General features: G+C 66.0%; 17 protein-coding genes. 8 read left to right on the forward strand and 9 right to left on the reverse strand.

The window, feature by feature from the left end; all coding sequences use genetic code 11:
* The first annotated feature begins 65 nt into the window (after positions 1–65).
* Entirely contained in the window at positions 66–887 is an 822-nt protein-coding gene (locus tag VGV37_RS09180; protein WP_326879360.1) for an AraC family transcriptional regulator, read from the forward strand.
* On the opposite strand, the gene VGV37_RS09185 is transcribed toward VGV37_RS09180, so the two are convergent.
* Entirely contained in the window at positions 875–1,714 is an 840-nt protein-coding gene (locus VGV37_RS09185) for a MipA/OmpV family protein (RefSeq protein WP_326879361.1), read from the reverse strand. The genes VGV37_RS09180 and VGV37_RS09185 overlap by 13 nt on opposite strands.
* Positions 1,715–1,929: 215 nt before the next feature.
* Here VGV37_RS09185 and VGV37_RS09190 point away from each other — a divergent pair, with 215 nt between their 5' ends.
* Entirely contained in the window at positions 1,930–2,688 is a 759-nt protein-coding gene (locus VGV37_RS09190; RefSeq protein WP_326879362.1) for an SDR family oxidoreductase, read from the forward strand.
* Positions 2,689–2,690: 2 nt separating this feature from the next.
* Here VGV37_RS09190 and VGV37_RS09195 read toward each other — a convergent pair whose 3' ends face one another.
* The gene (locus VGV37_RS09195) at positions 2,691–5,048 is read right to left on the reverse strand and encodes a Tex family protein (protein ID WP_326879363.1); all 2,358 of its coding nucleotides are present in this window, start codon (positions 5,046–5,048) and stop codon (positions 2,691–2,693) included.
* Between the two features lie 129 nt (positions 5,049–5,177).
* Between VGV37_RS09195 and VGV37_RS09200 the strand changes: the two genes are divergently transcribed.
* Positions 5,178–5,594: an STY0301 family protein gene (locus VGV37_RS09200; RefSeq protein ID WP_326879364.1), complete on the forward strand. Its 417-nt coding sequence runs from the start codon at positions 5,178–5,180 to the stop codon at positions 5,592–5,594.
* Between the two features lie 62 nt (positions 5,595–5,656).
* Here the strand turns inward: VGV37_RS09200 and VGV37_RS09205 are convergent, their stop codons facing one another.
* From VGV37_RS09205 to VGV37_RS09215, 3 genes are all read right to left on the reverse strand, one after another.
* Positions 5,657–7,210, reverse strand: a complete 1,554-nt coding sequence (locus tag VGV37_RS09205) for an OprO/OprP family phosphate-selective porin (RefSeq protein WP_326879365.1) — start codon at positions 7,208–7,210, stop codon at positions 5,657–5,659.
* A gap of 521 nt (positions 7,211–7,731) precedes the next feature.
* On the reverse strand, positions 7,732–8,466 hold the full coding sequence (locus VGV37_RS09210; RefSeq protein WP_326879366.1) for a glutathione S-transferase: 735 nt from the start codon (positions 8,464–8,466) through the stop codon (positions 7,732–7,734).
* Between the two features lie 58 nt (positions 8,467–8,524).
* Entirely contained in the window at positions 8,525–9,316 is a 792-nt protein-coding gene (locus VGV37_RS09215) for a crotonase/enoyl-CoA hydratase family protein (protein ID WP_326879367.1), read from the reverse strand.
* 92 nt (positions 9,317–9,408) lie between these two features.
* Between VGV37_RS09215 and VGV37_RS09220 the strand changes: the two genes are divergently transcribed.
* From VGV37_RS09220 to VGV37_RS09235, 4 genes are all read left to right on the forward strand, one after another.
* Positions 9,409–9,987 (forward strand): helix-turn-helix domain-containing protein, encoded by a 579-nt coding sequence (locus tag VGV37_RS09220; RefSeq protein WP_326879368.1) that lies wholly within the window; start codon positions 9,409–9,411, stop codon positions 9,985–9,987.
* 249 nt (positions 9,988–10,236) lie between these two features.
* Positions 10,237–11,160, forward strand: coding sequence for a serine kinase (locus VGV37_RS09225; RefSeq protein ID WP_326879369.1), 924 nt, complete (start codon positions 10,237–10,239; stop codon positions 11,158–11,160).
* A gap of 329 nt (positions 11,161–11,489) precedes the next feature.
* The gene (locus VGV37_RS09230) at positions 11,490–11,780 is read left to right on the forward strand and encodes a PqqD family peptide modification chaperone (protein WP_326879370.1); all 291 of its coding nucleotides are present in this window, start codon (positions 11,490–11,492) and stop codon (positions 11,778–11,780) included.
* 14 nt (positions 11,781–11,794) lie between these two features.
* Positions 11,795–13,732 carry an asparagine synthetase B family protein gene (locus VGV37_RS09235; protein WP_326879371.1) on the forward strand — a complete coding sequence of 646 codons (1,938 nt, stop codon included), beginning with the start codon at positions 11,795–11,797 and terminating at the stop codon, positions 13,730–13,732.
* Here the strand turns inward: VGV37_RS09235 and VGV37_RS09240 are convergent.
* From VGV37_RS09240 to VGV37_RS09255, 4 genes are all read right to left on the reverse strand, one after another.
* Positions 13,688–14,593, reverse strand: coding sequence for a hypothetical protein (locus VGV37_RS09240; protein ID WP_326879372.1), 906 nt, complete (start codon positions 14,591–14,593; stop codon positions 13,688–13,690). The genes VGV37_RS09235 and VGV37_RS09240 overlap by 45 nt on opposite strands.
* Positions 14,590–15,774 carry a 2OG-Fe(II) oxygenase family protein gene (locus VGV37_RS09245; protein ID WP_326879373.1) on the reverse strand — a complete coding sequence of 395 codons (1,185 nt, stop codon included), beginning with the start codon at positions 15,772–15,774 and terminating at the stop codon, positions 14,590–14,592. Before VGV37_RS09245 ends, VGV37_RS09240 begins: the two co-directional genes overlap by 4 nt.
* Positions 15,771–16,166: a lasso peptide biosynthesis B2 protein gene (locus VGV37_RS09250; RefSeq protein WP_326879374.1), complete on the reverse strand. Its 396-nt coding sequence runs from the start codon at positions 16,164–16,166 to the stop codon at positions 15,771–15,773. Before VGV37_RS09250 ends, VGV37_RS09245 begins: the two co-directional genes overlap by 4 nt.
* 263 nt (positions 16,167–16,429) lie before the next feature.
* The gene (locus tag VGV37_RS09255) at positions 16,430–17,290 is read right to left on the reverse strand and encodes a LysR substrate-binding domain-containing protein (protein ID WP_326879375.1); all 861 of its coding nucleotides are present in this window, start codon (positions 17,288–17,290) and stop codon (positions 16,430–16,432) included.
* Between the two features lie 244 nt (positions 17,291–17,534).
* Here VGV37_RS09255 and VGV37_RS09260 point away from each other — a divergent pair.
* Positions 17,535–17,822, forward strand: a 288-nt coding sequence (locus VGV37_RS09260; protein WP_326879376.1) for a transposase, incomplete at its 3' end; no start/stop codon positions are given.

A 17,822-nucleotide genomic window follows, 5' to 3' on the forward strand; every position in this document is an offset into this window, starting at 1 on the left:
ACCTAAACGACGAGGCTTCGCGCGCTTCGATGGACGGGGGTCGCGGTCCGGTGGCACGATGCGTGATGCCGCCGCCGATCGAAATGAGTGCCCCCAGCCGGACGCCGCAAGTCCGGATCCTGACGATCGGCGCCGATCGGGTCGAGTTGCTGCCGGCGGCGCCCTACGACGTCGCCTATACGCCGCAAACCCCGGTGATCGGCTTCGCCTTCGAAACGCAGACCGGCGCGCATGCCTTCGCCTCGGATCGGATGTCGCCGTTCCGGACCCGCCCCAACAGCCTCGCTTACGTCCCTGCCGGCTGCGAGGTCGCTTCGCGGTCACGCGCCGGCGGCGAATATCTGGCGATCCGCCACCTGTCGGGCGCGGACCCGCCGCGACGGTTCAACGATCACATCGATCCGGCCGCGGTCGCCGCCGCCTATGCCTTGCGCCGGCTGATCCTCATGGGCCAAGCCGCGGATCCGCTGGAAATCGAACGGGAACTCGCCCGACTGCACGAGGTCGTCTCGGGCATCCTCACCCGGCCAGGCTCCGGCGCCCGAGCGGCTGGATGGATCACGCCACGGCGGCTGCGACTGGTCGAGGATCTGGTCGAAGCCCGCCTCGACGGCAGCTTGCCCGTACACGAGATGGCGGCAAGCCTCGGCCTGTCGCCAGGGTTCTTCAACCGCGCCTTCAAGGCCGCGGTCGGCAAGACGCCCCATGACTACGTGATCGACCGGCGCGTCGCGCGCGCCCGCAAGCTGCTGGACACGTCCGCGGGGCTGGCGGAGATCGCGGCCGCCTGCGGCTTCGCCTCTCACGCGCACATGACGACCCAACTGCGCCGCCGGCTGGGCGTGCCGCCCCGCGCATTGCGGGCCGGATCGGATCAGAACATGTAGCCGACCGTGAAGCTGGCCTGATATTGCAGGCGCTCCTGGACCAGCGGGCTGTGGGCGGCACCGTCGAGCAGCCGCTGCGCCGAGCCGCCGCCTTCCAGCATCCAGTGGTCGGTGACCAGCCAGGTGACGCTCGACCCCAGGCCGGCGCTCTGCAAGCCCCCCGGCGCATCGTAGCGCGGCAGGCCGGAGCGCATGTGCTGGGTAGCACTGATGCCGAACTCGTGGCGGTTCGTGACATCGTCGGCCAGGGTCACCGTCGGCCCGACGAACACGAAGAACTTCTCAGTTCCCCAGACCGGCATGTAGGCCGAGACGTCGCCGATCCAACCGTTGTAGCCGCCGAGCGCCCGGCGCACGTCGGCACGCAGCACGACCGGAAACAGCACATATTCTGCAAACAGCTTCGGCACCGGCGCCATGCCGATGTCGCCCGTGCCGCGCAGACGGGTGGCACTATCGGCCTCGCGCCCGATGTCGACGCCCAGCGCCGCACCGACCCGATAGGTCTTGCCGCTGAACAGGTTCACACCGAGGCCTTCGCCGGTCGAGAAGAACGCCTCGTCCTTGTAGCGGACATCGATGTCGGGCCCCGGCTCGAAGCGGTACTTTCCGGCCCCCGGATAGAGCGGCAGCAGGGCGCCTGCGGCACCGACCTCGATTTGCCAATCGGGGATCTTGTCCGCGAACATCGCGCGCAACGGCACGCCGGCCGAATATTGCCACTCCGCCATGGGAGACGGGGTCTGCGCCACGGCGCGAGGGGCACCGGCCGCCATGGCCAGAAGCGTGAAGACCACGGCAAATCCCCATCGAGCAAACTGCGTCATTCTGGTGCTGCACTCCACATCCGAGTCTCGATCGTCGAGGACTGGTTATTTGAGATGATCCATTCAACGGCGTGGCGGCCCGATCATTCCCTGGAATCTCCTTCGAGGAGCGGAAGTTTTTGCCGGCACCGTCAAGGGACTTCGCCTCGGCCGAAAAATCCGGATACTCAGGATCCGATCGCGCGAGCGGGTAGCGATCGCGGGAGGAGCAAGGCATGAACCAAGGACAGAAGATCGCCATCGTCACGGGTGCCGGCAGCGGCATCGGCCGCAGCAGCGCGCTGGCGCTGCTGGGCGAAGGATATGCGGTGGCGCTGGCCGGACGCCGCCGCGAACAGCTCGAAGAAACCGCGAAGCTGGCCGGCGATGCTGGCGCCCAGGCGCTGGTCGTGCCGACCGACGTGGGCGACCCGGCCTCGGTTGAAGCCCTGTTCGCCGCCACCAGAGAGCGCTTCGGCCGATTGGACCTGCTGTTCAACAATGCCGGCGTCAACGTACCGGACGTGGCGTTCGAGGATCTGACCGCCGCGCAATGGAACAATGTCGTGACGATCAACCTGACCGGTTCGTTCCTGTGCGCCCAGGCGGCGTTCCGCGCGATGAAGGACCAGGCGCCGCGCGGCGGCCGCATCATCAACAACGGCTCGATCTCGGCCCATGCACCACGACCGAACTCGGCGCCCTATACCGCGACCAAGCACGCCATCACCGGCCTGACCAAATCGCTGTCGCTCGACGGCCGCAAATACGACATCGCCTGCGGCCAGGTCGACGTCGGCAATGCCGCGACCGACATGGGCGGGCGGATGGCCAAGGGCGTTCCCCAGGCCAACGGCACGGTGGCCGTCGAGGCCGTCATGGACGTGGGCGAGGTGGCGCGCGCGGTCGTCTACATGGCGAGCCTGCCACCCGAGGCGAACGTGCAGTTCTTGACCGTCATGGCGACCAAGATGCCGTTCGTCGGGCGCGGCTGAGCCTACCGCTTCTTCAGCGCCGCCTGTCTCAAGGCCTCGGCCATGGCGCCGCCGCCGACGGGCGGCGCCGGGGGCGGCTTGTGCGGGACCGCCTGCTGCGGGCGCGGGCGGTCCGGGCGTACCGTCGACCTGGGCGACTCCGCACGGGGCGACTCCGTCCGCGGGCCTCGCGGTGCCGCGGCTTCGTCGAGCCGCATGGTCAGCGCGATGCGTTTGCGCGCCGGATCGACCTCGACCACCTTGACCTTGACGATGTCGCCGGGCTTGGCGATCGCGCGCGGATCTTTGACGAAGCTGTTGGCCATGGCCGAGATATGGACCAGTCCGTCCTGATGCACGCCGATGTCGACGAAAGCGCCGAACGCCGCGACATTGGTCACGACCCCTTCGAGCAGCATGCCCGGCTTCAGATCCTTCATCTCGTGCACGTCGTCGCGGAAGCTCGCGGTCTTGAATGCCGGGCGCGGGTCGCGGCCGGGCTTTTCCAGCTCGGCCAGAATGTCGGTCACAGTCGGCAGCCCGAACTGCGCGTCGGTGAAATCCTCGGCCTTCAGCCCCCGCAGTATCGGCGCGTTGCCGATCAGCGTCTTGATGTCGGTCCTGGCGGATCCGAGGATCCGGCGCACGACCGGATAGGCCTCGGGATGCACGCCCGAGGCATCGAGCGGATCGGCGCCGCCGGCAACGCGCAGGAAGCCAGCCGACAGCTCGAACGCCTTGGGCCCCAGTCGCGGCACCTGCTTCAACGCGATGCGGTTCGCGAACCGGCCATGGGCCTCGCGATGGGCGACGATGTTTTGCGCCAGCCCCTCGCCGACGCCGGACACCCGCGCCAGCAGCGGGGCCGAGGCGGTGTTGACGTCGACGCCGACCGCATTCACGCAATCCTCGACCACCGCATCGAGCGAGCGCGACAGCTTGAATTCGCTCAGGTCGTGCTGGTACTGGCCGACGCCGATCGATTTCGGATCGATCTTGACCAGTTCGGCCAGCGGATCCTGCAGGCGCCGTGCGATCGAGACCGCGCCGCGCAGGGTCACGTCCAGTTCCGGCAGCTCTGCCGAAGCGTAGGCCGACGCCGAATAGACCGAGGCGCCGGCCTCGGATACGACGATCTTGGTCAGCGGCAGGTCCGGATGGCGCTGGATCAGCTCGGCCGCCAGCTTGTCGGTCTCGCGCGACGCAGTGCCGTTGCCGATCGCGATCAGCTCGACCTTATGCTCGCGACACAGCCGGCCCAGGATGCCGAGCGCCTCGTCCCAGCGCTTCTGCGGCTCGTGCGGGAAGATCGCCGTGGTCGCGACCACCTTTCCGGTGCCGTCGACGACCGCAACCTTGACCCCGGTGCGAAAGCCCGGATCGAGCCCCAGCGTCGGCCGCGTGCCGGCGGGTGCGGCCAGCAGCAGGTCGCGCAGGTTGCCGGCGAAAACGCGGACCGCCTCCTCCTCCGCCGCCTGAAACAGGCGCGTCCGCAAGTCGATCTGCAGATGGATCAGGATTTTGGTGCGCCAGGCCCAGCGGGCCGTTTCCAGCAGCCAGCGATCGCCCGGCCGGCCCTGATCCGCGATGGCGAAATGATGGGCGATGCGGCGTTCGTAGAAGCCCGGCTCGCCCGGCTTCACCGCCGCCGCGTCGACCACTTCGGGCAGGAATTGCAGGTCGAGGAATTCCTCCTTCTCGCCCCGGAACAGCGCCAGGATCCGGTGCGACGGCAGCTTGCCGTAGCGTTCGGCATAATCGAAATAATCCGAGAATTTGGCGCCGGCCGCCTCCTTGCCCGCGCGGACCTTGGCGGCGAGCTGGCCGCGCGCCCAGACTTCCTCGCGCAAAGATCCGATCAGTTCGGCATTCTCGGCGAAGCGCTCGACCAGGATGGATTTGGCGCCGTCGAGCGCCGCATCGATGTCCGCCACCTCCTTGGCCGGATCGACGAACGGCTCGGCCGCCATGCGCGGCTCCTGCTCCGGTCGCGCCATCAGCATGTCGGCCAAGGGTTCCAGCCCGGCCTCGCGGGCGATCTGCGCCTTGGTCCGCCGCTTCGGCTTGTAGGGCAGATAGATGTCTTCCAGCCGCGCCTTGCTGTCGGCCGCCAGGATCTGGGCATGCAGCGCGTCGTCGAGTTTGCCCTGCTCGCGGATGCTGGCGACGATTGCCGAGCGACGCTCCTCCAACTCCCGCAGGTAGCCCAGCCGTTCTTCGAGCAGGCGCAATTGCGCGTCATCGAGCGCGCCGGTCGCTTCCTTGCGATAACGCGCGACGAACGGCACCGTGGCCCCCCCGTCCAACAGATCGATCGTGGCGGTGACCTGGCGTTCCTGGACGCCGAGTTCCTCGGCGATGCGGAGAGAGATGGGCTTCATGGGGACTTTCGACCTGGACGCGGGCGGGATTTGTAGCGGCCCGCGGGGGCTGCGGTCAAAGGCAGCGTGCGGGCGGCAGCATCCATTTCCTGCTATAGGAAGGATTGCGTCTCATCGAGGTTGCTGCCCATGAAAGCCAGGTTCCTGTTGCCGATGCTCGCGGCGCTGTCGATCGCCGGTGTCGCCCGCGCGGAGATCGTCCCCTGCCCGGATAAGCTCGCAGTCGAGCAACGCGTGACCGCCCTACCGCAAAACTGGGGCAGCTTCGACAGCGAGCCGGTCCATGGTCTGGCGGGCGTCAGCCTGTCCGAGGGCAACCCATCGGAGTTGGCGACTCTGGTGCCGACGACCGATCGCAGGCAGGGCAAGGTCGCGGTCACGACCTGGACCTTTATCCCATCCAAGGAGGGTTACTGGTTGTCCTGCCTCTATGCCGGCACCAGCATGGCCGTGACCCGCAAGCTGCCGGACGGGGTCAAATCCTGTCGGGTCGAAAGCGACGCCCAGGTGAGCCCGCCGTTGCCGACCAAGATCGACTGCCGCTGAGGCGTGCGACCGCCCATGGCCGGGACGAGCCGGGCCCATGGGACGGAATGCTGGAATATTCGTCAGAAGGCGAACTGGCCGCGCAGCGCGATCGCGTCGAACTTGGCACCGATCGGCGTGCCGAGCGCCAGCGATCCCGAGGTCGCCTGGGCCTTGCTGATGTGGCCGTGCAGATAGTCGAGCATGAAGCGGATGTTCGAGTTCGGATACCAGTTCACGCCCGCGGTATAGACCCGCTGGAAGCCACCGGCGATACCGCCGGTCGAGGCCGTCGTCTTGCCCGACTGGAAGTCGTCGTTGAGGTCGACATAGGAATAGCGCGCGGCCAGCTCCAGGGCGCCGAGGCCGCTGATCCCATCCTCGGTGAAGGCCAGCGGATGGTCGGGGACGATGCCGCCGTAGGCCGCGGTGCCGGCGTTGTATTTGCGATGCTCGCCGGTGACGGTCCAGCTCGCCTCGGCATAGGCACCGTCGAAGTCCAGGCCCGGTTGCGTGTCGCGATCGACCTGATAGTGGAAATATTCGCCCTGCAGGAACAGGCTGCGGTAACCGCCGGCCAACTCCGCCTCGTAGGCCGTGGCGCCGCTGACGTTGTTGATGGCGCCGGACGTGAGGATGCTGGTCGGATCCACGCGCAGTTCCGGCCGGTCGCTGAACGTGATCGAGCGGAAGCCGCCAGCATGGGGCGGATTGAGCAGGCTTTCGACGTCGCCGCCGATATGCAGGGAATAGTCGGCACCCTGCAGCGCCTGGAAGGCGGCGCGCCCCGCGACGCCCGTCTGGCTGGCGCTGCCGCCGAGCGAGCCGATATTGTGCTGGGCGCCGGAGGTCGGGCCGCTGACATAGGCGCCGAACCAAAGGCGATCGTCGTTCCAATGGGCACCGAACGAGGAGCGGAAGTCGCCGGCCGCGATCAGGTTCGCGATATTGACCGAGGCGGCACGCTCCAGGAACATGATGTCGTTGGAGCTGGTTGCCTCGTCGAGCGTGATCGGCAGGTCGAGATAGCCGCCCTCGATCGTCGTGCCCTTGAAGCCGTTGTATTGGATGTAGGCGTTCTGCAGGCCGGAGGTCGGTGCCCCACTGTTGGTGTTGGTCAGCGTGTCGGACGAGCCGCCGAAATCGTAGATCAGGCCGTAGGCCCAATCGCCGTCGAATTTCCCGACCACGCCCAGGCGCGCGCGCCGCGCATTGACGCCGCTGCTGAGGTCGCGGACCGCGTTGCCCTTGCCGGGCTGGTAATTCAGATAGTCGCCCGCGTCGAACTGCACGCGACCGGTCAATTGGATCGTGTTGCGACCGTCGGCGCTCGACAGGCCGAAGCGATGGGCCGCGGTCTCGGTGACCTTGGGCGCGTCGGCGGCCGGTGCGGCGGCGGCAGCCTTTTGCGCCACCGCCTGGGTCTGCGCTTGCGCCGCGGCAGTCGCCTGACTCTGGGCCTGAGTCTGGGTGACCTGGCTCTGCAGGGTCTGCAGTTGCTGCTGCAGCAGCTGGATCTGCTGCTGCAGCGCATTCAGCTGCGCCGTCGTCGGTGCCGTCTGGGCCTGGACAGCAGGCGCAAAAGCGAGGAGGCCGGACAGAGCGACCCCGCCGGCAAGTCTGGTGTGGATTTTCATTTTGACCCCCGAGGATTGGAGCGACGAACGGAGATCTCCAAGACTGGAGATCGTCGTCGCACAGACGGGCCGGAGACTACCCAGAGGCAGACGTCACTTTTGTGACGGATTATCAAAACAACTACTGATTTCATTTGACGAGAATAGGGGTATTACCTGAATCTATTCTCAAAAATCGATAGATTTCATAACATAGTCACACGATAAACGGGCATGCCGAAGAAAACCAGCGGACACTCCGGAATATTTTCGATAGAAAATTGCCGATCGACAATGCTCGCAGGGGCCGGACCGCCCAAGGGGTGATGCGACAGCGTGCGCCATGGTCAGGGTAAAGCATCAGGCGAGCCGGGCGCCGCGACGGCGAGATCGGGCAAATCGACGACGGGCGCGTGCGCAGGCCGGATCCATTTTGGCGGCGACATTATTTTCTCGTGCAAATAATCCCACCGCTCGCCGCCATCCACGGCCCAGGGCGCCATGCCCGGTAAGAGCGCCAGCCATGCCGGAGAGGGCCGGCGTCAGTCCTCCTGGTCCAGCTCTGGATAGTGGCGGAACACGCCCGACGTATTGAACGCGAGGCGCCGGTCGGACGTCAGATAGCGCGCGATGTTGGGGCGGATCCGGACCGCCTCGCGCAGCGCAGTCAGGGCCGGGTAGCGCTTGGCCGCGCTCTTCATGGCGCGCGGGAACGCGTAATGCAGCCCCTCCATCAGTTGGAACAGCGAAAGGTCGACGTAGCTCGGCGCATCGCCGACGGCCTGCTTGTCACCATGGGGATTCTGCTGCAGCACCCGCTCGAAATAGCCCAGGAACTTCGGGATCCGCTGCTCGATGAAGGCGGACGAGCGCTGCTTGGCCGCCTCCTTCTGGTCTTCGTAATAGAGGTCGGTCGACAGCGGATGATGGGTATCATGCACTTCGGCCAGCATGTCGGCGATGGTCAGCTGCAGGCCGTTCGCGACGAAGCGCAGGCCCTCGTCCCTGGGCGCCAGCCCCAGCTTCGGACCCAGATACATCAGGATGTTGGCAACATGCGGCACGATCAGGCCACCGTCTTTCAGGAAAGGCGGCGCAAAGGGGATGTGCGGCTCGTTCTCGCTGCCCATGAGCGCCAGCATCGCCTTCGTCCCCTGCCCCGGGCCGTCGCTCCCGCGCGCGATGTCGACATAGTCGGCACTCGACTCCTCCAGCGCCAGCCGGACGAATTCGCCACGCCCCTGCAGCCCATCCCAGTAGTAGAGTTCGTAAGGCATCGGAGCCTCCTTCGATTCGGTTGCGAAAACAAAGGTGCGAGGGCCGAGCGAGGTTCCCTCAGCGGCCGGTATAGACCGCCGGACGACGCGCCGCCCATGCCGCGAGACCTTCGCCCAGGTCATGGCTCGGCACCAGGCGCGCGAACTGCTCGGCCTCGACGATCAGACCCTCGCCGATGCTCATGTTCAAGCCGCGCGTGACCGCCGCGAGCACGCTGCCAACGGCCAACGGCGAATGGCGCAGAATGCGGTATGCCAGCGCCCGGGCCGCCTGCAACAGCTCTTCATGGGGCACGACCGCATTGACCAGCCCGATCTCGAGTGCGCGTGCCGGCGGGAACGGGTCACCGGTCAGCAGCAGCTCCATTGCGCGCTTGCGTCCAGCGAGGCGCGGCAGGCGCTGGGTGCCGCCGAAGGTCGGCGGCATGCCAAGCGCGATCTCGGGCTTGGCGAACGATGCCCGGTCGCTGGCGATGGCGAGCGCAGCCGCCTCGGTAATCTCGCACCCGCCGCCGAAAGCGATCCCGTTGACCGCAACGATGATCGGCTTCGCGAACGCCTCGATCCGCGCGGTCATCGCCTGGCCGCGCCTGACGAAATCGCGGAGCGCCGTGGGGGTGCCCTGGCGGACGCTGCCGGAGAACTGGGTGATGTCGGCCCCGGCCGAGAAGGCGCGCTCGCCGGCGCCGGTCAGGATGACGGCACCGACCGCATGGTCGGTCTCGATCGCATCCAGCAATGTCATCAATCGGTCGATCAACTCGTAGCTGAGCGCATTGAGCTTGTCCGGCCGATTGAGCGTCAACAGCGCGATGCGGTCGGAGATTTCCAGTTGCACGATATCGGACATGGTCGAAGCCTCCACAGAATGACGAGCGGACGCTAGATCGATCATCCGATCATGTATACTCACTGCACGGTATACTTGAGGCCATGACGAGCATGTCCAACCCGACCCGCGAACGCCTGATCGCCGCCGCCATCGAGCTGTTCTACGACGAGGGCATCCGCGCGGTGAGCGTCGATGCGGTGGCCGAGCGCGCCGGCGTGACCAAGCGCACACTCTATTACCACTTCAAGAGCAAGGACGAGCTGGCCGCCGCCTATCTGGCCGCGCGCGACCAGCCGAATCTCGCCACGTTTCAGCGCTGGTTCGCCAAGACGGAAGGCAGTCTGCCGGACAAGATCCAGGGCCTGTTCCACGGCCTTGCCCGCGCCGCGCGGCGGCCGGGCTGGAAGGGCTGCGGCTTCCTGCGCACCTCGGTCGAACTGGTCAACCTGCCGGGGCATCCGGCGATGAAGATCGGCGCCGCCCACAAGAAGAACGTCGAGGCATGGCTGGGCGAAACCTTCGCGGCGGCCGGTATCGTCGAGGGAGTGCCGCTGGCGCGCCAGATCATCCTGCTATTGGACGGCGCCTTCTCCGTCGTGCTGCTGAACCGCGATCCCAGCTATATGGACGCGGCCGGCGACGCGGCCTTCACACTGGTCTCCGCAGCACTGCCCCAGGATCGCCGGTGACCGAGAATCACACGAGGGTCAAAGCCGGGTCAGGATTAAAGGTGGCTATGCCGGAGCGTCGTGAATGTGGCGCTTCTGCCGTCAAGTGACCGACGTCGGCGGCGCTCATAACCAGCCTTTCGCACGGAAACAAAGCGGTGTTCGGAGTTGCAGTGTGTATTCCTGTTTATGCTCGCGGGCCGAGACGGTCAGGCGCTCGACAGTAACCATGCCCCCGGAGACGCAGGGATGCTGAGGAGTCAGGAGTTGATGAAGGTGGCGGTGACCGGCCCAGGCGACGATCGATGCTTCTATGGCTACCGCCTGCGAGCCTGCGGATTGCTCGATTTCTTCCCCGCTTGGCCCGATCCCGCCGGAGTGCCGGATTTGCACTTGGTGGAAAGAGTGGTTCCCCTGGAACTCGAAAGCCCGCTCTGGTCGCGTCCGCGCCTCTCGGTCGGTACGGACGGCACGGTTCTCCTGCTGCTGGAAGGGATCGGCCGCTTCCTGGTTCGGCCGGACGGTGAGATCCGATTGGAGCGAAGTGAAGAGGGGTGCCGGGCCGATGTCGAAGCGGCACTGGTCAGCGTCGTCGCTGGCGCGGTGCTGCATCAGCGCGCATCCCTCCCGCTCCATGCCAGTTGCGTTCTGATCGACGGTCGCGCCGTGGCGATAACGGCGCCGTCCGGCACCGGCAAATCGACGCTCGCAGCGGCCCTGGTGTCGGCCGGACATCGGCTTCTGACCGACGATATCTGCGTTATACGCTTTGCTGAGGACGGCACGGCCATGGCCGTGCCGGGTGCCCCGCGGCTGCGGCTTTACGACGATTCGGCAAATGCGGTCGGACAAGGCTCGAAGACCCTGCCGATCGCCGGCACGGTCCGCGACAAGCGCGGCTGGGACAGGCCTCTCACGGATCACGCGCCGCTGCCCCTCGCCGCGATCCTTCGGCTGGAGCGCGCTGCGACGGCGGGCCTGGAGCGCCTGACCGGCGTGTCCGCCATCAATCCGATGCAGGATATCATCTACCGCGCGCCGCTGGGCCTGCGGCTCGGCCGGGGGCGGGAGCTTTTCCGCGGGTTGACCCGCCTGGCGGATAAAGTGCCGATCTATCGCCTGACCCGCCCCGAAGGACTCGATTCTCTCGCCGAACTGGTTCAGCTTATCGGCACCGTCGTCCGCCCGACCTAAGCGGACGCCCTCGGGCAAAGAATATTTGAGGAATGACTTGTGTTAAGGACGGCATCTTTCTAGTTTTGCGGGTATGAATACCCGATAAAGGAGTGGCTCTTATGGCTAATCTACCTGAAGAGAACGCTGATACCTCCGACGCCGCGAGCCGTCACCAGCCCCGCCTGGAATGGTCCGAGCCGCGTTTGCAAAAGCTGCGCGGTCGCGAAGCGCTTGGGGGCGATGCCGGCAGCAACGACGGGAATGTCGCCACTTTGTCTTAGGACCCGGCCTCCTGAGACTGCGGCTTTCCTGAAGCCGATCGATAGCGCGTAAGTGAGGGAAGCGCCTTGGCCCTGTTGTTGGATAGCGTCGTTTCGCGTATCGCCGATGGCACGCTCATTGAGGAAACGGTGGACGACGAAGTCGTCATGTTGCGCATCCAGGATGGGCTTTGTTTCGGGTTGAACCGGATCGGTTCGGTCGTCTGGCGGCATTTGAAGCACGAGACTTCGATCGGCAATCTCTGCGATGCCCTACTGCGCGAATATGAAATAGATCGGATGACATGCGAGCACCAGGTCCTGGCGCTTATCGGCGAGTTGGAGTCGGAACGCCTGGTCATCGTCAGCCGGCTTTAGCCCGGCCGACGTAGATGACCGCCATCGCCGGCCTTTGGCGCTGGAACGAGCGGCCGCCGGCGGAAGAGTGCGGCCGCATGCTTTCGGCGCTGTCGCTGTATGGCCCAGACGGTCGATCCCATCGTCAGGCCGGGCCGATCGCGCTGGGGCGCACGATGATGCGGCTGCTGCCCGAAGACGTCTTCGATCGGCAGCCTTTGCTCGGCAATGCCGGGCAACTGATGCTGGTCGCCGATCTGCGTCTCGACAATCGCGATGACTTGACGGCGGCGCTCGGTATCGCGCCGGAACAGGCGCGCGTGGCGGCAGATTCGGAGATCCTGCTACGCGCGCTCGAGCGCTGGAACATCGATGCCGTGGAGCGGCTCGTCGGTGACTTCGCCTTTGCGCTGTGGAGCGCGACGGAGCAGCGATTGCTGCTGGTCCGCGACCCGATCGGCCAGCGACCCTTGTTCTATCACCGCAATCCGCATTTCCTGGCCTTCGCTAGCATGGCCAAGGGCCTCCATGCTCTGCCGGAAATCCCCTACGAGGCCGACGAGGAGCGGGTCATCGAGGAACTGGCGCTGATGCCGGACGTCGGCAGCCGGACCTTCTTCAAGGGCATCGAGCGGGTCGAGCCCGGCCATGTCGTGACGGTGACGCGCGGTCGCGTGGAAAACCGTCGATACTGGCAACCGGCACCCCGCCGCTTGTCGCTGCGTCGCCCCGAGGAATATCACGAGGCGCTGCGCGAGGGGTTCGATCGCGCCGTCGCCTGCCGTCTGCGCGGGACGGGCGATGTCGGTGCCCATCTTAGCGGCGGTCTCGACAGTTCTTCCGTTACCGCGACGGCCGCGCGGCTGCTGGCATCGACCGATCGACGGGTTGTCGCCTTCACGGCCGTGCCGCGGGAAGGCTATGTCGGTGCGGATCCGCGCGGCCGCTTTGGCAATGAGGCCGCGCACGCCGCCGCAACCGCGGCGCTCTATCCGAATGTCGACCATGTGGTGGTGCCGACGCCGCCGGTCTCCCTGCTGGAGGGAATGGACCGCCATTTCATGCTCTACGAGCGACCGTCCTTCGATTTGCCCAACCATCGCTGGGGCAGCGCCGTCTACGACAAGGCGCGGGAGCGCCGCCTATCCGTATTGCTGACCGGCAACATGGGAAACATGACGATCAGCTATGATGGCATGCATCTGCTGCCCGAGCTGTTGCGAAGCGGGCGCTGGCTTCGCCTGTGGCGCGAATGCGTGGCGCTGCATCGTGCGGGCAGGCGGCGTTGGAGCGGGATGGCGGCGCAGCTCATTGGACCCTTCATGCCGGCGCCCTTGTGGCATCTCATGATGCGCGGCCGCCGGTTCGGCGGAGAGGGCCTCGGCAGCTATTCCGCATTGCTGCCGGAAATCGCGCGGGATCCCGCGCTGGCTGCCAAGGCACGGGAACGTCAGCTGGATTTCAGTTATAGGCCGAGGGACAAGTCGGCGGCCAGCCGTCTCTGGGTGCTCGGGCGTGGCGATCTCGGCAGTTCCCGCAAGGGAACGCTCGCCGGCTGGCGTCTGGACTGCCGCGACCCGACGGCCGATGTCCGATTGATCGAACTATGCCTGTCCATTCCGACGGAACAGTTTCTGCGCGATGGCGTGCCGGCAGCCTTGCTGCGCGGGGCCTTTGCCGATCGGCTCCCGCCCATGGTGCTCGACGAGCGGCGCAAAGGCCGTCAAGGCGCGGATTGGCACGAAGGCTTGGACCTGGCGCGCGCCGGCCTGTCCGACGAGCTTCGTCGACAGAAGACATGCGAGGCCGCGCGCCGGGTGGTTGATTTGCCCCGATTGGAAGCCGCAGTGAACGGCGACTGGCCGAAAGAGGGATGGCATCGACTGGAAGCCGAAGGAGCTTATCGCTATTTGCTGCTACGCGGCGTCTCAGCCGGCTTTTTCCTGCGCCGGGTCGCCGGCGGCAACAGCTGAAGCATGCTGCCAGGGTCGCGGTTGCGACAGGGATAGATCCTCGCCATCCAGCCGGCGGATCTGGGTTGGCGCCGCCGGCAGGTGAAGCCGCCCGATCCGGTTGAAGGACCGATCGAGGAATGTGACGAAGCCTGGGATCAGCAGGCGATGCGGTCGTTCGTCGAACAGTGAACTGCCAACCGCGATCTCGTCCGGACTAACGGCGAGACCGCGGGTCATGAGCTCGTCGATCGGCACCGGATCGCCGTCGTGATGGATCAGCCGGCCTGATTGCGAGTCGCAACACAAAAGGCGACCGCCCTCCAGCTCCACGATATCGTGGCAGCCGTAGCCGTCGAGCGGGAGGCGACGATCGATCCGAAAAGCCCGGTCGAGGACGAGAATCTCGCTCCGCTCGCCGGTCCCCTTGGGCCCTCCTTTGTGCAGCATCAGGAAAATCGTCCGGCCGCGTCCGAGCAGCGAGTTCATGTGGACATAGCCTTGGGTCCACTGCTTGAAGGCTGCCGGCGGCAAGGGACGATGCCGTGCGGCCAGCTGCCAGTCTTCATCGAATTCCAGGATGGCCTGATTGTAAGTGTCCACGACGAAGAAGGCGCCATCGAAGAAATCAACCTGGTGGCATCCGTTGTCGAGCCCCTCGACGAGCGGCAGCGGCTCGATCAAGGTCTCGTCCGCGAGGCGGTAGCGGACGATCCGGCCGACTCGTTTCTCGGCGTCCGTCGCGGCCTCGAAGCAATAGATCTCCTGGCCACGGACGGTGACACCAAAATACTGGCCCTCGGCCACCCGTTTCCAACGCGCCTCATTGACTAAGAACAGGCCACTGCGTGAAGCCACGATGTACCGCAGCGGCCGGCTCATGCAGGCGGATCTTCGACATGGGGCACCGCGTCGAACGCGATGCAGATGCGAGCCTCTGGCCGGCCGCTTGGCCATGTCCGATGGGCGAAATGCGACGGGAAAAGCAGCAACAAACCGGGCTCCGGGCGCAGTTCCCAGCGCGGCCAGGCCAACGTGTCCGCGTCCTCGCAAAGCGGGAGTGGGCCGAACCCGATCGCGCCGGCGAGAGGGTCGACGGTTTCGGGCGCTGGCACGGCGACGTAATAGACGCCGCTGACAAGGCCACTCGGATGGATGTGCCAGTCTTCGTGCCCGCTATCCCCGCAGAGGAGCGCCCAGCTATCGAGTTGAAGGCGTCGCGCTGGCGCACCCGCGGTGAAGGCAGAATGATCGGCGAGATACTGCGCTATCTGGGTGCGGACCAGGTCCAGCAAATGGTGTACGGCCGGTCCGCCGACATCGTGAAGGTCGCTGATGCGCTTACCCGCACCGCGCGTTGCATTGACACTGGGAAGGGCGTCGGCATCCTTGTGTCCGAGCAGCTCGGCGGCCAGAGCCGCGTCCAGCCCCGGCTCCTTCACGAGCCGGATGGCGGAGAAGTGGGCGTCCCGCCCAGCCAGCCCGACGACCTCGGCCGTTCTGCCCAGCACCGCTGCAGCGACGCCCCGGACCGCCAGAATCGAAGCGGCATAGCGGCCGCTGCGGGCTTGCAGGCTATCGCACAGGGACATCAGTCGTTCTTCTGCGCCGCGCGCCAGCAAAATCCGGGCAACGATTTGGAGTGACCGATAGTCGGAGGGGCGGAGATCGAGCGCCGACAGGCCCGTCTCCAGAGCTTCGTCATCTTTACCTGCCCGACGGAGCGCCCGGGCCAACTCGCCGGCCGCTTCTGGAATGTTCGCGCAAGTCGCAATGCGCAAAGGAAGAATCGCCACGTCCAAGGCGTCGACCAATGCCGCCGCGCGGCCAAAATGGAAATTCAGTTCCGGATCGGTTCCGCCGGCCTCGATCTCGGGTGCCAGCAGAACCACGATCTCCGCCATCCGGTCGCTATGGAACAGGGCATCTGCCAATCGCAGCTTCAGATCGAGCCGCTCGGGCATGCGCGCGACCGCCGTCTCCAAGGTGCGCAGCGCCCGGGCAACCGTCAACAGGCCGCCCGGCGCCGGATCGTCCCACTCGATCGCGGCAGGCTGCGTCATGGGCCTCGGTCGGGACGGGGAAACTGCGCCAGTCGGGGGAAGCGTCCGACGGGGCCGCCGATGACGATGGCGTCGCCATCGGTCACCCAGGCATGGGCCGCCAAGGCGCCGCCGACATCATGGGAGACGCCGAAATTCAGCACCGTCTCCACCCCGCGCCGCCGCAGCATGTATTGTACCGCGAGTGCCTGCTGCAGGCAGGCAGCACGGAAGAAAGTATGGCGGGCCGCCACGGTGACGACGCCCGCGATCCTGCGAATCGGGGCGACGCGTTGTTCGGGCGGCAAGGGCGCGCGGCGTGTCGGGGTCGCCGAAAAAGCCGCGACCCAGCGAAATGGCAGCACCAGCGTGCCGAGGCGCGCGGCGGCTAGGCAGAAAAACGCCTCGACCATCAGGGCGGCCTCTGCCGCGGAATGGCAAGCCAGCCACCTGCGACCCGTCCAAAATACCGCCGAACGCGCCAAAGAAAGAAGCCTTCCCATTGCAAAGAACGGACATGAGCATGCGCGCGATACAAGGCGAGGGCAACGGAAAGTCCGAGACAAGTAATTTTACTTCAGCGTGTCGGAGTACGTGAAAAGAAGTTTCTCAACTGCCGAGGCTTGCATTGCGCTGTCCAGCCCGTCCCACCCGAAACCCTGTCCAGGCCTGGACCCTACCGGTGCCGCGTCAGGTCGTGGCGGATATGGCGGGCGAATTCCCGGGCGGCGGCCCCCGCACCGTGGGGCGGCAAGTGCAGGTTGATCGCGAAGCTGGGCAAAGGCGGCAGGCCGCTTTCGGGACCGAGGATGGCCAGATCGGGGGAAACCGTCGCGGCGAGCCAGGCGGTGACGGCCAGATCGGCCTCGACCGTGGCGCGCGTCGCCTCGATCGTGCCGCTCTCGAACACGGTTCGCCAGGCAAAGCCGCGATCGCGCAGCGACGCCAGGATGACCGGCCGGAACGCGCAGGTCTCGCTGACCATCGACAGGGGCAGCGGCCGTTTGAGATGCGCGGCACCACCGCGTGCGCCGACCCAGACCAGTCGCTCGATCGCCAGGCATTCCCCGGCGGACGGCCCCACCGGTTCCTCGATGACAGCCAGATCGATCTCGCCGGCCGCGAGCAGGCCGATCAATTCGGGGGACGAGGCGCAGACGAGCGAGATCTCGACCTGCGGACAGGCTTCGGCATAGGCCTTCAGCACCGGGGCCAGCCAGGTGCCGACCAGATCGTAGGGCACGCCCAGCCGGACCCGCCCGCTGACAGCGTCCTTGGTCATGTCGCCCCAGATCTCGTCGTTCAGGCTCAACAGCCGCTTCGCCTTGCCGAACAGACGCTCGCCCGGCGGCGTCAACCGCAGGCCGCGCCGATCGCGCTCGAACAGGTCGCAGCCGAAGATCTCCTCCAGCCGCCGGATCTGCTGGCTGACGGCGCCCTGGGTCAGGTTGAGCGCGTTGGCCGCCGCCGTCATGCTGGCATTGTCCGCCGCGGTGACGAAGGTGCGGACCAGGGTGGTGTCGAGATTGCGCATCATGCTGACATCATGATTACTAATGCTGAACGTGGCAAACATTGCATTTCATGATGCAAGACGGCCCGATACCCTTTCTCCTTCGATAGGAGAAGCCCCGATGACCGAAACGATTTTTCCGCTGATCCTGTTCGCCCTAGGAGCGTGTCCCCGTATTAGCGATGGGCGGCTTATTGGCTGGTTGACGTGGTCCTTTGGCCGTTTGATCCCACTGGACTTGGGGCTTTCGCCGTGATTCGATTTGGTCATGAGCAAGAGCTTCCGCGAGTGGAATGTTGATCAGGTCTGGCTTCTGCCGCCGTCGATCAACGACTTCTTGCCGGCGGACCATGTTGCGCATTTCGTGCGCGATACGGTGCGGACGGCGTTGGATCTTGGACTGATCTATCGGTCCTACCGCTCGGAGCGGGGCCAGCCGCCGTTTCATCCGGCGATGATGGTGGCCTTGCTGCTCTATGCCTACAGCCAGGGCCTCTACGCCTCGCGGCGGATCGCCAAGGCGTGTGAAGAGCGGGTCGACTTCATGGCGGTGACC

It is taken from the genome of Aliidongia sp. (assembly GCF_035943795.1).
GTDB lineage: Bacteria > Pseudomonadota > Alphaproteobacteria > ATCC43930 > CGMCC-115725 > Aliidongia.

Excerpts from the sequence above, each read along its gene's own strand:
- VGV37_RS09180 (WP_326879360.1), top strand. The coding sequence starts at position 66 with ATGCCGCCGCCGATCGAAATGAGTGCCCCCAGCCGGACGCCGCAAGTC.
- VGV37_RS09220 (WP_326879368.1), top strand. The coding sequence starts at position 9,409 with ATGTCCAACCCGACCCGCGAACGCCTGATCGCCGCCGCCATCGAGCTG.
- VGV37_RS09185 (WP_326879361.1), bottom strand. The coding sequence starts at position 1,714 with ATGACGCAGTTTGCTCGATGGGGATTTGCCGTGGTCTTCACGCTTCTG.
- VGV37_RS09205 (WP_326879365.1), bottom strand. The coding sequence starts at position 7,210 with ATGAAAATCCACACCAGACTTGCCGGCGGGGTCGCTCTGTCCGGCCTC.
- VGV37_RS09210 (WP_326879366.1), bottom strand. The coding sequence starts at position 8,466 with ATGCCTTACGAACTCTACTACTGGGATGGGCTGCAGGGGCGTGGCGAA.
- VGV37_RS09245 (WP_326879373.1), bottom strand. The coding sequence starts at position 15,774 with ATGACGCAGCCTGCCGCGATCGAGTGGGACGATCCGGCGCCGGGCGGC.
- VGV37_RS09235 (WP_326879371.1), top strand. The coding sequence starts at position 11,795 with ATGACCGCCATCGCCGGCCTTTGGCGCTGGAACGAGCGGCCGCCGGCG.
- VGV37_RS09255 (WP_326879375.1), bottom strand. The coding sequence starts at position 17,290 with ATGATGCGCAATCTCGACACCACCCTGGTCCGCACCTTCGTCACCGCG.
- VGV37_RS09240 (WP_326879372.1), bottom strand. The coding sequence starts at position 14,593 with ATGAGCCGGCCGCTGCGGTACATCGTGGCTTCACGCAGTGGCCTGTTC.
- VGV37_RS09190 (WP_326879362.1), top strand. The coding sequence starts at position 1,930 with ATGAACCAAGGACAGAAGATCGCCATCGTCACGGGTGCCGGCAGCGGC.
- VGV37_RS09200 (WP_326879364.1), top strand. The coding sequence starts at position 5,178 with ATGAAAGCCAGGTTCCTGTTGCCGATGCTCGCGGCGCTGTCGATCGCC.
- VGV37_RS09225 (WP_326879369.1), top strand. The coding sequence starts at position 10,237 with ATGAAGGTGGCGGTGACCGGCCCAGGCGACGATCGATGCTTCTATGGC.
- VGV37_RS09195 (WP_326879363.1), bottom strand. The coding sequence starts at position 5,048 with ATGAAGCCCATCTCTCTCCGCATCGCCGAGGAACTCGGCGTCCAGGAA.
- VGV37_RS09250 (WP_326879374.1), bottom strand. The coding sequence starts at position 16,166 with ATGGTCGAGGCGTTTTTCTGCCTAGCCGCCGCGCGCCTCGGCACGCTG.
- VGV37_RS09215 (WP_326879367.1), bottom strand. The coding sequence starts at position 9,316 with ATGTCCGATATCGTGCAACTGGAAATCTCCGACCGCATCGCGCTGTTG.